The sequence below is a fragment of the Microbacterium panaciterrae genome, assembly GCF_039541635.1.
GTDB lineage: Bacteria > Actinomycetota > Actinomycetes > Actinomycetales > Microbacteriaceae > Microbacterium > Microbacterium panaciterrae.
The window spans coordinates 139232-153033 of sequence record NZ_BAABGP010000013.1; the positions used below are offsets into that span (position 1 = coordinate 139232).

Annotated in this window: 13 protein-coding genes; 6 read left to right on the forward strand and 7 right to left on the reverse strand. The window is 71.2% G+C overall.

The features are described 5' to 3' along the window. Nucleotides 1–3 precede the first annotated feature (3 nt). Nucleotides 4–996 (reverse strand): stage II sporulation protein M, encoded by a 993-nt coding sequence (locus ABD882_RS09715; protein ID WP_345186555.1) that lies wholly within the window; start codon nt 994–996, stop codon nt 4–6. 16 nt (nt 997–1012) lie between these two features. Here ABD882_RS09715 and ABD882_RS09720 point away from each other — a divergent pair, with 16 nt between their 5' ends. Beyond that, on the forward strand, nt 1013–1849 hold the full coding sequence (locus ABD882_RS09720) for an RDD family protein (RefSeq protein WP_345186442.1): 837 nt from the start codon (nt 1013–1015) through the stop codon (nt 1847–1849). A 36-nt stretch (nt 1850–1885) separates the two neighbouring features. Here the strand turns inward: ABD882_RS09720 and ABD882_RS09725 are convergent, their stop codons facing one another. Next, nucleotides 1886–2092: a DUF3499 family protein gene (locus ABD882_RS09725; protein ID WP_345186443.1), complete on the reverse strand. Its 207-nt coding sequence runs from the start codon at nt 2090–2092 to the stop codon at nt 1886–1888. A 104-nt stretch (nt 2093–2196) separates the two neighbouring features. On the opposite strand from ABD882_RS09725, the gene ABD882_RS09730 reads away from it, so the two are divergent. Then, nucleotides 2197–2634: a hypothetical protein gene (locus ABD882_RS09730; protein WP_345186445.1), complete on the forward strand. Its 438-nt coding sequence runs from the start codon at nt 2197–2199 to the stop codon at nt 2632–2634. 24 nt (nt 2635–2658) lie between these two features. On the opposite strand, the gene ABD882_RS09735 is transcribed toward ABD882_RS09730, so the two are convergent. The 3 genes from ABD882_RS09735 to ABD882_RS09745 form a co-directional block, all read right to left on the reverse strand. Continuing rightward, nucleotides 2659–4062, reverse strand: coding sequence for a DUF5719 family protein (locus ABD882_RS09735; RefSeq protein ID WP_345186447.1), 1404 nt, complete (start codon nt 4060–4062; stop codon nt 2659–2661). Further along, a complete protein-coding gene (locus ABD882_RS09740; protein WP_345186448.1) occupies nt 4059–7151 on the reverse strand; it encodes a glycosyltransferase in 3093 nt (1030 codons plus the stop codon). The genes ABD882_RS09735 and ABD882_RS09740 overlap by 4 nt, the downstream gene beginning before the upstream one ends. A gap of 169 nt (nt 7152–7320) precedes the next feature. After that, entirely contained in the window at nt 7321–7638 is a 318-nt protein-coding gene (locus ABD882_RS09745) for a WhiB family transcriptional regulator (protein WP_345186451.1), read from the reverse strand. 207 nt (nt 7639–7845) lie between these two features. Here ABD882_RS09745 and ABD882_RS09750 point away from each other — a divergent pair, with 207 nt between their 5' ends. The 4 genes from ABD882_RS09750 (at nt 7846) to ABD882_RS09765 (ending at nt 12231) form a co-directional block, all read left to right on the forward strand. After that, nucleotides 7846–9261: an O-antigen ligase family protein gene (locus ABD882_RS09750; RefSeq protein WP_345186452.1), complete on the forward strand. Its 1416-nt coding sequence runs from the start codon at nt 7846–7848 to the stop codon at nt 9259–9261. Continuing rightward, nucleotides 9258–10556 carry an O-antigen ligase family protein gene (locus tag ABD882_RS09755; protein WP_345186454.1) on the forward strand — a complete coding sequence of 433 codons (1299 nt, stop codon included), beginning with the start codon at nt 9258–9260 and terminating at the stop codon, nt 10554–10556. Before ABD882_RS09750 ends, ABD882_RS09755 begins: the two co-directional genes overlap by 4 nt. 155 nt (nt 10557–10711) lie before the next feature. Continuing rightward, nucleotides 10712–11632, forward strand: a complete 921-nt coding sequence (locus tag ABD882_RS09760) for a glycosyltransferase (protein WP_425563355.1) — start codon at nt 10712–10714, stop codon at nt 11630–11632. After that, nucleotides 11632–12231, forward strand: a complete 600-nt coding sequence (locus ABD882_RS09765) for a hypothetical protein (RefSeq protein WP_345186457.1) — start codon at nt 11632–11634, stop codon at nt 12229–12231. The genes ABD882_RS09760 and ABD882_RS09765 overlap by 1 nt, the downstream gene beginning before the upstream one ends. A 36-nt stretch (nt 12232–12267) precedes the next feature. Here ABD882_RS09765 and ABD882_RS09770 read toward each other — a convergent pair whose 3' ends face one another. Beyond that, nucleotides 12268–13008, reverse strand: coding sequence for an ABC transporter ATP-binding protein (locus ABD882_RS09770; protein WP_345186459.1), 741 nt, complete (start codon nt 13006–13008; stop codon nt 12268–12270). Continuing rightward, nucleotides 13008–13802, reverse strand: coding sequence for an ABC transporter permease (locus ABD882_RS09775; protein WP_345186461.1), 795 nt, complete (start codon nt 13800–13802; stop codon nt 13008–13010). The genes ABD882_RS09770 and ABD882_RS09775 overlap by 1 nt, the downstream gene beginning before the upstream one ends.

The window sequence follows — 13802 nt, forward strand, 5'->3', positions numbered from 1 at the left end:
GGCTCAGCCGACGACGAGCGTGGGCGTCCCGGCCTCGAACTCGGTCAGGTCGCCGGTCTCGCCGCGGCGCTGCGCCCGCCGGCCCAGGATCAGCATGTAGCCGAGGAACAGGCCGAGCGCGAGTGCGCCGATCCCGATCTTCAGCGGCCACGGCAGCCCCCAGCCCGTCACGAAGCCCTCGACCGTTCCGGCGAGCGCGAGCGCGAAGACGAGCCCCAGCGCCACCGTGCCCAGCGAGCGCCCTGCGGCGGCGAGGGCGACGCCGCGCGTGCGCTCCCCCGGCGCCAGCCAGGCCCAGAAGATGTGCAGTCCCGCGGCCGCGGCGACGAACACGCAGGTGAGCTCGAGCATCCCGTGCGGCAGCAGATACAGCACGACCACGTCGCCGCGGCCGAAGGCGAACATGATCCCCACCGCCAGGCCCACGTTCACGGCGTTCTGCATGAGCACCATGATCGGCCAGATCCCGGTCACGCCGAACAGCACGCACTGCGCCGCGATCCAGGCGTTGTTCGTCCAGACCATCCCGGCGAACTCCGCCGCCGGGTTCTCGGTGTAGTAGTCCGTGAACGCGTGCTCGGCGTAGTACGCGAGATCCGCCTTCGCGCCGAGAGCGGCGACCAGCGCCGGATCCGAGGAGACCCACACCGCCACGACCGCCACGACGAGCAGGCTCGCCACCGCGATCACGAGGGTAGTCCAGCGCAGCCGGTACAGCGCCGCGGGCAGCTGCAGCGTGAAGAAGCGGGCGATCTGGCGCAGCACGTTGTCGCTCTGCCCCGTCAGGCGCAACCGGGCACGCGCGAGGATCGTGGACACATACGCGCTCTGCGGCGAACTGCCCACGGACGAACGCAGATCGGCGAGATCCGCCGAGGCCGCGCGGTACCGCGTGATCAGCTCATCGACTCCCGCGCCGTCCAGACGCTGCCGGCTCAGCTCGTCCAGGCGCGCCCATTCGCGGTTCCTGGCATCGGCGAGAGCGTCGGCGTCCACCTGATTTACTGTACTCATGTCGAGCTCCCCGAACACGGATGCGCTCGCCTCCGGTCACCTCGACGACGACGACGAGGTGCTCTCCGGCGAGGCGGTGGCGATCGAGGTGCAGCCGGTCGGCGTCTTCCTGCGCTCGCTCGGCGCCGCGATCGACATGCTGCTGGCGTGGGCGCTCTTCCTCGGCTACATCGCGGTCCGGTACTGGATGATCGGAGCCACCGCTGACGCCGCGCTGGACCGGATCCTCAGCGTGCTGGCGCTGGTGACCTCGTTCGTCCTGGTCCCCTGCGCGGTGGAGACGCTCACCCACGGGCGGAGCCTGGGCAAGCTCGCGGTGGGCGGACGCATCGTGCGCGTCGACGGCGGCGCGGCCGGTTTCCGGCACGCGTTCATCCGCGCGCTGATCGGGGTGCTCGAGATCTACATGACCCTGGGCGCGATCGCCTTCCTCACCGCGGCGTTCAGCGCTCGCTCGCAGCGCCTCGGCGACCTGGTCGCGGGCACCTACAGCCAGCGCGTGCGCACGCCGGCGCTGCCGTTCCGCGTGCCCGCGATGCCGGCGGGCCTGGAGCCGTGGGCCGCGATCGCCGACGTCGCGAGGATGCCGGATCGCCTGGCCCGGCGCATCTCCCAGTTCCTGGAGAACGCGCCCCAGCTGCTCCCTGCGTCGCGGGCGCGCATCGCGCAGGACCTGCTGACCGAGGCCTCCGCCTACATCTCACCGGTCCCCGCCGCGCCGGCGGAGGCCGTCCTCATCGCCGCCACGGTGCTGCGCCGGCAGCGCGAGCGACGTGCGCTCGCGCTCGCAGATGACCGGGTGGAACGGCTGAGCGGCGTGCGCGTCGGCGACTGACCGGGCGGATCCGTGCGCCGCGGCCCTCGACGCGGGTCAGGCCCGCAGGGTCTCGTGCCGCACGACGATCCAGCCGGCGGGGACCGACAGCCGATCGGCGTGGATCGCGCACAGGTCGTGCGCGTGCGGATCGTTCTCGGCGCCCAGCGGCCCGAGTGCCGCCATCTGGTCGTCGTAGTCGTAGGTGAGGGTCGCCACGGCCTCGCGCGCGCAGCCCACCTTGGAGCAGAGTCGTTCGTACATCGATCTGAGCGTACGGCCGTTCCCCGCTCCCACCCCGGACGCCGCGCGGGACGACGCGCTTTGCGCCGCTCACCGCGGGGGGGGCGAACGCATAGACTGGCCGCATGCGCCGCCCCCGTCCGACCCGCCCTGCGGTGCAGCCGCGCCGCGGTGATCGGCACGGGCGGCACGGCAGGCTGGGACGCAGTTCCGTCGTCCGTCCGCCGCTGCCCCCGCTCGACGGTCGCCTCGACACGTTCGACCTGCATGTCGGATCCGCGGTCGAGCTGCTGCGGTCGATGTGGCCGGACCTGCGGCCGGTGCGGATCGAGATCGCGGCGATGCCCGCGCATGCCGATCCCGACGAGCTGCCACGCTGGCTGATCGACACCGACGCGCAGCGGATCGTGCTGTTCCGCGTCCCGATCGAGCGGCTCCTGGAGCGCGGCCACGACGATGCCGTGCACCGCCGCGTCGCGATCGAGGGCGCCGTGTTCCGCGCCGCCGCGCAGTACATCGGCCGGGAGCCGTGGGAGATGGATCCGCATCACTCCGACGAGTGACGCGGATCCGCCGAATCGCTCGCGCTACCGCTGGTACACGTCGACGGGTGCGGCGGCGGCATCGGTCGGCCAGACCGGGTAGCCGGCGAGCTTGCCCGTGTCCAGGTACGTCACGGCCGCCCGCACCGCACTCGGCGCCGACAGCGAATAGACGGTCGAGGCGGTGAGCGTGACGGTGGCCGCACCTCCCGCCGGCAGCGCGATGCTCTGCGTCTTGCCGCCATCGACCGGGGCCAGCTCGACCGTGGTGGCCTGAGCGGACGCGTTCTGCACATGCAGCTGCGGCGCGGGACCGGCGGCGACCGCGAACGTGGTAGCGCCGGTGATGTCGGGCGCGGGCGTCATCCAGGCGAAGTCGGAACCCTTTCCGAGGCCGGTCGTCTGCCACGCCGCCGCGACCACCGGTGTCGTCGAGGTCACATCGATCGCGTACAGTCCGGGCTTGAGCGCCGAGAAGTTCACCGATCCGACCTGCCCCGCGATGAGCTGCACCTTCTTCGCGGGCCCGACGGTGGCGCCGGTCGCCGCGTTGCGCGGCTGCAGCATCACGGTCGAGTCCTTGGCCGGTGCGAGCAGCCGCACCGCCGTGCTGGCGTGGTCATCGTCAGTGGAGGGGACGAGTGCGCGCACGCCCAGCAGCGACTGGGCGGTGCGCGGCTGCGGGATCGCATCCTGCGTGTCGATGCCGACCGGGTCCAGCGTGCGGATCAGGCTGGACTGCAGCACGGCGCGCACCGGGGCGCCGCTCGAGGTGACCTCGATGACGGGGCTGGGCTCCCCCGCGGATCCGGCGGCGAGCGGTACCGACGACTGGGTGCCGGCGGGTACGACGATCTCGGAGGTGTGCGGAGTGCCGCCCTGCGAGCCGTACTCGGTGAAGGTGACGGTCGCGGCGACGGCGCCGGGGTTGGCCACGCTCAGGATGTCGTTGGATCCGGTGGTTCCGGCGCCCCCGACGATCCAGGACTCCATGCTCGGCGGGCGGCAGGCGGAGGCCGCGAATCCGCTGAGGTCGTCGGCGGAGATGCTCGTGGATTCCGCCGCGGCGACCTGCGCCGGCGCGGAGCCGTTCGGCTGTGCCCGGAACATCGGCGCCGCGGAGGCGTCGGCGATGCCGGTGAGCGCGATGTTCGCCGAGGTCAGGCTGGATCCGGAGGCGGCGCCGCTGAGCAGCTGAGGTGTGCCGGCGACGGTCAGCTGCGAAGCCTGGGAGGCGTCGCGCCCGAGGGCCAGGAACGGGCCGGCGCAGGTGAGCAGCGTATCGCCGGCGACCGGGGTGATGGTCGCGCGCGCGGGGGCGTGGGTGACGGTCGGCCAGGCGGCCGGGATCGCGAGGATCGCCCCGGCGATGCAGGCGGCGGACACCACGGCCCCGGCCACCAGGCGCGCGCCGGTGGTGGCGATCCGGACGGCGTTCGGCTTGCTCACTGGTCGGCCTCCTTCACGGGCGCAGATTCGGGATTCGGGGCGACGGGCGCCTCCGCGTCGACGGGTTCGGGATCGGAGCCGTCCGGTCCCGGCGTCTCAGGATCCGACGCCTCGGGCGCCTCGGGCGCCTCGAGCACCTCGCGCTCGGGCGCCTCGGGCTCGGGCTCGGATGCCTCCGGCTCGACGACAGCATCGGGTTCGGCCGCGGGGATCACGACGGATGCCTTCGGCGTCTTCGCGCGCTTCGATGCGGGGCGCGCGCGCGGCGCGCGCTCCGGCCTCGGCGCACGGGGGATCCGCTCGGGGAGCGCCCCGACGGCCCGCGGGACGGCCCGCGCGGCCCGCCGTGAGGCGCGGGTGGGGATCGAGAGCAGCAGCGCGGCGAACAGGACGATGAGCTCGACGGTCACGACCAGCTGCGACGTGGCCCGCTGTCCGGTGCTGAGCGCCGGGCGAGCGGCGGGCTCAGCTTCCATCCGCCAGAGCACTCCGCGTACCGTCTCGCCCACGCGCACGAACCCGGCACGCTGGTCCAGGGCCGTGGCCGACTGCAGTCGCAGAGCCCGCTCCGCGGCGTTCTCGTCCGGCCCGCCCGCCTGCAGCAGCACGTAGCGCACGCCCAGCGCGCCCAGGGCCGCCGGCGCATCGAACTGCCGCGCGGAGACCAGATCCACCGACAGGTGCGCGAGGTCCTTGCCCTGCGGTGCCGTGGCGGTGTTGAGGATCGTGGCCTGCGCGCTGAGTGTGGAACTGGCCCCCCACACGACCGTCGTGCCGAGCCCGCCGCCGGACTGTGCGGTGAGCACGAGGGTCCCGAGATCGCGGTCGTCGCGCGCCTGCGCGTTGACGTAGGCGGGCAGGGTGCTCAGGTCGCCCTTCTGGATCGCGGCGGTGCCGTTCACGAACGAGACGGCGGTCGGCACGGCGCAGACGACGATGCCGGCGACAGCGACCAGGGCGGCAGCGGCGCGCAGTGAAGGGAGGGTGATCGCACTGTCGAGCGTGACCAGGGCACCGCCCAGAACACCGATCCCGGCGAGGCTGAGCGCCGTCCCCGGCCAGATCGGCACCGAAACGGACTGCGCGAAGGCGACGGAGATCCCGACCGCGGCGAAGGCGGTGCCGAGCCCGGAAGCCGCCACCAGCAGGGAACCGATCCCGACGCTCCAGCGGGGCGAGATCGTCGACACGAGGGCGAGGATCCCGAGCGGTGCCGCGAGCCAGAGCACCCAAGGCGCGCCGCCGTGGGTGGGCAGCAGCCCCGGCCAGCCCGCCTGATCCATCGTCGGCAGGCCGCTCAGCAGCGCGAGCCGCCCGGCCGCGTCGGCCGTGGCCTGGGGCGCGGCGACGATCGCTCCGGGATCCGAGAGCACCGCAAGGATGCTGCCGTGCGCGAGCTGCCAGATCACCAGCGGTGCGAACACCACGGCCGCGGGCACCAGGACCCACACCATGCGCACCGCGCCGCGCACGGCGCGGCGCGCCAGCAGCCAGACGATGGCGACCAGCCAGAGCAGCACGAGGGCGGGGGCGAGCGAAGGCGCACAGGCCAGCGACGCGGCGACCAGCAGGGATGCCGCACCGGCCGCCCCCCACGACCGCTGCGCGACCAGCGCCGTGTGGAACACCCAGGGCAGCAGCAGGTGCAGCAGCACGGCGGCGGGACGGCCCTGCGCGAGGGCGATGAGGAAGGTGGGCGAGAGCGCCCAGACCGCTCCGGCGAGGATCCGCAGCGAGGCCTTGTCGGTGATCCGCGTCGCCGCGAACCATCCGCCCAGCACGGCGAGCGGCAGCGCCGCCACCCAGAGCAGCACGAGCGCGTAGGATGGGGATCCCGGCCAGAGCGATCCGAGCAGCGCGATCAGCCCGGAGAACGGATCCGCCGGGCCGACCACGCCGACCCCGAATCCGCGCTGCCCGTAGGCGGCGTCCCGCCAGAGTGCGGACACGGTCTGGCGCAGCGGCAGCAGCGCGCCGCCGCCGAGCGCGGGCCAGGCCAGCAGCGAGATGAACAGGCCGACGCCGACGACCAGCGCGGCGAGCACCGCCCACGCTCCCCCGCCGGAGAAGAAGCCGAGCTCGTGGTGCGCGCCGGCCTCGGATCCGTGGCCGTCGTCCAGGCGCTGGCGCAGCTGGGCGCGGGACACGCGGAGCGGGGCGATGCTCAGCCAGCTCGCGCTGCGCTCGGCGCGGATGCTCCGCCGCGAGCGGGACACCGCCGAGCCCGAGACCATGGCGACCGCCGCCGCGCCCCACTCCGGCAGCACGGCCGCGGGACGCTTGCCGGTGAGGTGCGTGATCGAGCGCCAGAGTGCGAGAGGCAGGAGCGACAGCCAGTGCAGCGGCACGGCGACGGCGGGAGCGTAGCTGAGACGTCGGTGCAGCTGCGCGCGGCGGACCGCATACGCATCCGCGGCAGTGCCCTCGTCGGCGACCCGCTCGTCGACGGCGATGATCGCGCCCGGCGCGAGCACGATGCGTCCTCCGGCCAGGCGTGCACGCACACCGAGGTCGAGCCCTTCGTCGCGCCCGCCGAGGCCGGGGTCGGGCAGCAGCGCGCGGCCGTGACGCACCAGGATCCCGCGCACGTCCGCGCCGAGCGCGTCGTCCTGCGCGTCATGCTGGCCCTGGTCGAGCTCGCCGCGCGCGGGGTCGACGGCGCGGCCGAGGCGGGTCATGCTCTGACCGAACGACACGATGCGCCGTTCGTCCGCATCGCTGACGAGCTTGGGGGCGGCCGCGGCGGAGGAGGGCGAGCGCTCCAGCGCACCGGCCAGCTGCTCCAGCGCGTCCGGGCCGGGAGCGCAGTCCTCGGTGAGGATCCACAGCGCCGAGTCGGCGGCCACCCGGGGAGCGGCCAGCGCCACCGCGGCGGCGAGCGTGGTCGAGGGTCTCGTCTCGATGACGGCCTCGGCCGCCGCGGACACACGCGCGCTGGCGCGCATGGTCGAGGAGGCGCCGCACGCGACGATCGTCAGCGCGTCCGGCTGGCGGGTCTGCGCGGCGAGCGCATCGAGGGCGCGCAACAGGCGCGCGAGGGACGTCGCACCCGAACGGGCGACGAGAACGGCGTGAACTCGGGCAGACATGACGGGGTCAGCCTAAGCGGGCCGTCTGCGCCAGGCCGGTTGCGTGCGGGCGCGTCACGTTATTCTCGGCGGACGCATCGTCGCGCCCCCGCGCACGCGTTCGCCGAGCACACCCCGTGCCGGTCGCTGAGCCTGCCGAAGCGCGGTCGCTGAGCCTGTCGAAGCGCGGTCAGCTGGCGCGGCGCTTGAGCTTGCGGCGCTCGCGCTCGGACAGACCGCCCCAGATTCCGAAGCGCTCGTCGTTGTTCAGCGCGTATTCGAGGCATTCGCCGCGCACGTCGCAGGTCGTGCAGATGCGCTTCGCATCACGGGTCGAGCCGCCCTTCTCCGGGAAGAACGCCTCCGGATCCGTCTGCGCGCACAGTGCCTGGCTCTGCCAGCCGAGTGCGCTGTCCTCGTCCTGGGTCGGGCGACGGACGCCCGGCACTCCCAACTGCACTGGATCGACGAACCAGTTGTCGGGAACGTCCGATCGGTAAACCGTCATTTCGCCCTCTCCCTATTCCCCCGGGTGCCGCGCGGGCCGCGTGGCATTACTAATTACACCCGTGTCATTCGCGTGGGTCAAGTCGCAGATGGTAAACCCTCAAGCAGTCGTTGAACGTTCTTCGCGCGCACGGCGTGTCGCCACGGACCCCTGCGACACCGCGCAGACTCCGATTCCGCAGGGGCGTACACGGTAGCCTGAACCTCGATGGCGCAGCACTCCCGACTCTCCACGGCTCCGGTGCCGAGCGCTCCGGCGCGCGAATCGACCCGGCATCTGCTGCTGCGCGCGCACATCGTGTTCCTCCTGTTCTGCGTCTTCGCGCACACGGCGGTGTTCAACCTGCTCGGAGTGGACGGTGCCGCCGTGGTGCTCGGAGTACTGCTGCTCGGCACCCTCGGCCTCGCGATTCCGCGGATCGTCATGGCCCGCCCCGCCCGCTTCCCCTGGCGCCGCATGCCGTGGGCCGCGATCGTCTATCTCGCACTCGCCCTGCTCTCCGTGCTCTGGTCGCGGTGGCCGCAGGCGACGCTGCTCACCTGGGTGCTGCAGGCGGCGATCACCGCCGTGGCCCTGTTCATCGCGTTCACGCTGAGCTGGCAGGAGATCGTGCGGGCGCTGTCCAGCGCCTTCAAATGGATCCTCGGCCTGTCGCTGCTGCTCGAGGCCTGGGTCGCACTCGTGCGGCATCACCCGCTGGTGCCGAACTTCGCGATCTTCCCTCCTGGCAAGATCGACCCGCACTGGTACTGGGTGCGCGGTGATCTGATCGGCACCGGCCGCATCCAGGGGATCGTCGGCAACTCGAACACACTGGGGATCCTGTGCGCCCTGGCGCTGGTGGTGTTCTGCCTGCTGTATGCGGAGCGCGCGCGCCGCCGCCCGGCTCTGCTGATCTGGATCGTGCTCGCGGCCTATTTCCTGGTCCGCGCCGGATCCGCGACGTCGTACGCCGCGCTCGCGGCCGGGATCCTGGTGCTGGTCGCGGCCTTGCTGATGCGGCGCGCCGGCGGACGGCGCTCACGGCTGTACGTGATCTTCGCGGCGGTCGCCGTGCTCGGCCTGGCCGCCCTGTGGTTCGCGCGCGACGCCGTGTTCGGCGCGCTCGGCAAGTCGTCCGATCTGACCGGGCGCGTCGAGATCTGGCAGAAGGTGCTCGCCCGAGCCGTGCAGCGTCCGATCTTCGGCAACGGCTTCTCGTCGCCGTGGGTACCCTGGGACCCGGCGTTTCACAACTGGATCCTGGATCACCGCATCACGGTGTTCATGGCGCACAACATGTGGCTGGACGTGTTCCTGCAGCTCGGCGCGATCGGGGTGCTGCTGATCGTGGTCACGTTCGGCGCCTTCGCCTGGCGGGCCTGGTTCTTCGCCATCGACCGGCCCCGCTGGGACCTCGTGCAGGATCGCCCGTACTCGGCACTGACGCTGCTGCCCACCGTGTTCGTCGCGATGCTGCTCGTGCTCGGCCTCGCCGAGTCGACGCCGATCATGCTGTGGGGCTGGCTGCTGCTGATCCTGCTCTCGTTCAAGATGAAGATCGCACCGCTGGTCGGCACGGGGCCGGGCGAGGGGGCTCCTCCGGAGACCCGCGGATCGAGGCGGCGCAGGCGGGCGGCATGACCACTCACCGGCGTCGCCTGTCCAGGCTGCTGGCCTCGGTCGAGATGGCGCGCGCGTACACGACCTGCGCGCTGCTGAGCGTGTTCGGCTCGTTCGCGATCGCGGCGTTCACCTCCGAGACCACGATGAACACGATCATCGCGGTCCTCTGCCTCGTCGGGGTGGCCATCCTGGTGGCGCGCCGGGACGAACTGAGCCCGCTGCGCGTCGCCCCCTCCACCTTGATCGCGTTCCTCGCCTGGACGCTGGCCAGCGCGTTCTGGGCGACGGCGATGTCGCCGTCGCTGCGGGCGTGGTCGGCGTTGGCCGGCTATGCCCTGATCGCCGTCGTCGTGGGGCACATCCGCGACACGCTGCAGACCGTGCGCGCGCTGGGCGATGCGCTGCGGATCCTGCTGGCCGCATCGCTGATCGCGGAGATCATGTCCGGGATCCTGCTCGACATGCCGTTCCGTTTCCTCAGGATCCAGGGCCTGCTCGCGCACGGCGGACCGATCCAGGGTCTGTTCGGCACCCGCAACATGCTGGGCTTCATCGCCGTGATCGCGATCATCACATTCGTGGTGGAGTGGCGTTCGCAGTCCCTGTCGGCGGCCCTGGCCATCCCGTCCATCGCCGTGGCGGGCTTCCTGTCGCTGTTCTCCGCCTCGCCCACCGTCCTGGTGCTCGCCGCGGCGGTCGGCGTGGCGAGCGTGGCACTCGTCATGGTGCGCCAGGCCCCGGTGCGGCGCAGGGCCGCGCTGCAGTGGTCGATCAGCGCGGTCGTGGTCGCTGGACTCATCGCCGCGTACCTGCTGCGGCACCGGATCATCGCCGTGCTGGACGCGGGCAGCGACTTCAACAACCGCGTGCAGCTGTGGAGCACGGTGTCGCAGTACACCGTGCAGCGGCCGGTGCAGGGCTGGGGCTGGTTCGGCCTGTGGGACGCCGACGCGTATCCGTTCAACTCGATCAACTACTTCACCAGCGACCACCACGCGAGTGCGCTGAACGCGTTCTACGACACCCTGCTGCAGGTCGGCGCCGGTGGCCTACTGCTGTTCGCCCTGCTGGGTGGGGTCGCCCTGGTGCGGTCATGGCTCGTCGCCAGCGTGCGGCGATCCGTCGTGTACGCCTGGACGCCGCTGGTGCTGGTCACTCTCGCCGTGGATTCGGTGTTCGAGAGCTTCACCCTCGTCGACGCCGGATGGTTCCTCGTGGTGCTGTGCGCGCTGCGCGCGGGGCAGTCGCGGTCGTGGCGGGAGAACATCGACGCCGCGCAGACGAACGCGACGCCGACGCTGCCGGGCCGATGAGGGGCGGAAGGTAGTCTGGAGGGGATTCGTCTCGAGTCGACATCCACACCATCGGAGACCCCCTCTTGACCTCTGCCTCCCAGAACGACGCCCCGGAGAACGCGGCTGTCCCGCGCGCGCGGGGTGCCGCCGGCTTCGACCCGGCCACCGCGACGATCGTCGTCGTCACCTTCAACCGCTCGCACCTGCTCACCGGTCTTCTCGACAGCATCGTGCAGATGGACCCGAAGCCGGGGCGTGTCGTCGTGATCGACAACGCGTCCTCCGATGACACCACCGACGTCATCGACTCCTACCGCGAGAAGCTCGGAGCAGAGCTGGTGTACCGCCGTCTGGAGACGAACACGGGCGGATCCGGCGGGTTCAGCGAGGGCATGCGCACCGCGTACGAGCTGGGATCCGAGTGGGTCTGGATGATGGACGACGATGTCGAGGTGCTGCCGGACGGTCTTGCCCGGATGGGGGCCTGGGCGCCGCGGTTCAAGAGCATTCAGGGCCGCCGCTACGACTACGACGGCAGCGCGTTCTACTGGCAGTACCGGATCGCCGAGCGGATGGGCATCCCGATCCCGTTCGCCCCTGCCGGCTTCGATGCCACCGGATTCAAGCCGATGAACAGCGGCTGCTTCGAGGGGATGTTCATCCACCGCTCGATCGTCAAGGAGATCGGGCTGCCGGATCCACGCTTCTTCATCTACTGGGACGACCAGATGTACGGCTGGCTCGCCTCGCGGAAGACCTCCGCGGTGATCGTGGACGAGTTCGTGCTGCGCCGCACCCGCGAGATCAAGCAGTGGGACATGGGCATCCGGCACATGAACGCATCGAGCAACGCCTACCGCTACTACATCATGCGCAACCGCGCCTATCTGAAGCAGTACTACCGCGTGCACGAGGTGTACAACCCCGTGCTGTTCGGTCTCGGCACGGCGATGACCTTCGCCAAGGAGCTCATCCGCCTGGTGTTCGTCGAGCGCACCGTGCGCGGCACCAGCAACCTGTTCCGGGGTCTGCGCGACGGCGGCAGGATCGCCCGCGACAGGTCCTGGCGCCCGATGCCGGCACTGGAGGATTGATGAACGAGCAGAAGCCCGAAGCCGTCTGGGTGTTCCCGGAAGAGCCGAAGAGGCGCGGCGGCCGCATCGCGCTGATCATCGTGCTCGTGGTCGTCGTGCTCGTGATCGCCGCGGGCCTTGCGGTGCTCCTGATCCCCCACAACACGGACGGGCCCGGTCCGACGGCGAGCCCGAGCACGTCGCAGACGTCCTCCCCCGCCCCGTCTCCGTCACCCAGCACCACGTCGACGATCGCCCCCACGGACCTGCCGACCGCACCGGCGACGACGCCTCCGCCCGTGCCGGATCCCTCCGTGACCCAGTTCCGCGGTCAGGTGCAGCCGCGCCTGGACGACGGCTCGACGGGTCTCGACATGGTCCAGCGCACCAGCGGCGACCAGGCCGTGCAGGTCGTGGACTCGCTGCAGAACGATGCGCAGAACCTCGCCGGCCAGGCGGCGCCCGATTCGATCCGGCAGGCGTGGGGAGACGGTGTCAACGCCTATTCCACGAAGCTGCAGGCGCTGCGCTCCGCACTCAGCGCAGGTTCCGATGCGTCCGGCGCTCTCGCCGATGCCCGCACGGCGCTCGGAAACCTGCGCTCGCTCGTCGGCCTCTGAGAGGGTGAGCGTCCAGCGCAGGCTTGCGCTGGACGCTCAGCCGTTGTCGGCGTTGTACCGGTCCAGAACGTCCTCGATCGACGCGTCGAGCACAAGACCGCCCCTGTCGAGGTACAGGCCGCGGGTGCAGAAGCGGCGGAGATCCTTCTCGTTGTGCGAGACGAAGAACAGGGTGCGACCGTCCGCGAGCAACTCGTCGATGCGCTGATAGCACTTGTCTCTGAAGCCCTTGTCACCGACCGCGAGCACCTCGTCGACGAGCAGGATCGGCTCTTCGAGCTGCGACACCACGGAGAACGCGAGCCGCACCTTCATGCCGTTGGAGAGGTGCTTGTAGGGCGTGTCCTGGAACTTGCCCAGCTCGGCGAAGTCGATGATCTCGTCGTAGCGCTCCGCGACCTCCGCGCGGCTCATGCCGTGCAGGCCCGCGGTCAGCTTGACGTTCTCGCGCACCGTGAGGTCGCCGACGAAACCGCCGGTGAGCTCGATCAGCGGCGCCACGCCGCCGTGCACGCTCACGTGCCCCTCATCGGCCAGCATCACGCCCGCGACGAGCTTCAGGAGCGTCGATTTGCCCTGCCCGTTGCGGCCCACGACGCCGATGGCCTCGCCGTGCTGTACCCGGAACGACACGTTGCGCAGCGCCCAGAACTCGCCAGGCCGGTTGCGCCGGGACGATCCGGCGAACAGGTCCTTGAAGCTGCGGCGCCCTCGCCTGCCGAGCCGGAACCGCACACCGAGCCCGTCGACCTCGATCGCCGCCCGCTCCCCCGCCATCACAGCTCCTTCAGCACATCGCGCTCGAGCGAGCGGAACGTGAACAGTCCGAGGGCGACGAAGACGACGGTGACGATCGCGCCGATGATGACCGGCTCCGGTTGCCACTGCCCGGGGAACAGACCCACCCGGTACAGCATGAAGATCCCGGACAGCGGGTTCAGGGCGCCGATGACGTGCAGCTGGTGCGGCAGATCCTTGAAGCTGTAGATGATCGGCGAGACGTAGAACAGCGCACGCAGGATCAGCGCCGTGGTGCGCTCCAGGTCCGTCCACAGCACGCACAGCGGTGCGACGAGCAGCCCGAGACCGATCAGCAGCACGGTCTGCCAGATCATCGCGACGGGGAACAGCAGCAGCGACCAGTTCGGCTTCGCCCCCGCGAACACGGCGAACAGGACCAGCACCGGGATCGCGAACGTGAACTCCAGCCCCTTGGTGAGGATCACCCGGACGACCCAGATCGACCGGGGGATCGCCGTGGAGCGGATCAGGCGCGCGTCCTTCTTGAACGCCCGGGTGAACTCGCCCACCGCGGTGTTGAACCACACCCAGGGCAGGAGCGCCGTGATCAGGAACACGATGTACGGCTGCTCGCCGACCTGCCCACGGTGGAACACCTGGGTGAACACGAACCAGTAGATTGCGCTCATCACGAGCGGATCCAGCACCGACCACAGGTAACCGAGCACGCTCGTCGCGTACCGGACCCGAAGATCTCGTGCCGACAGCAGCCACAGCGAGTGGAAGTAGCGCCGGGGCGTTCCGGGGGCGCCGGCCGTCGTGTGACTCAC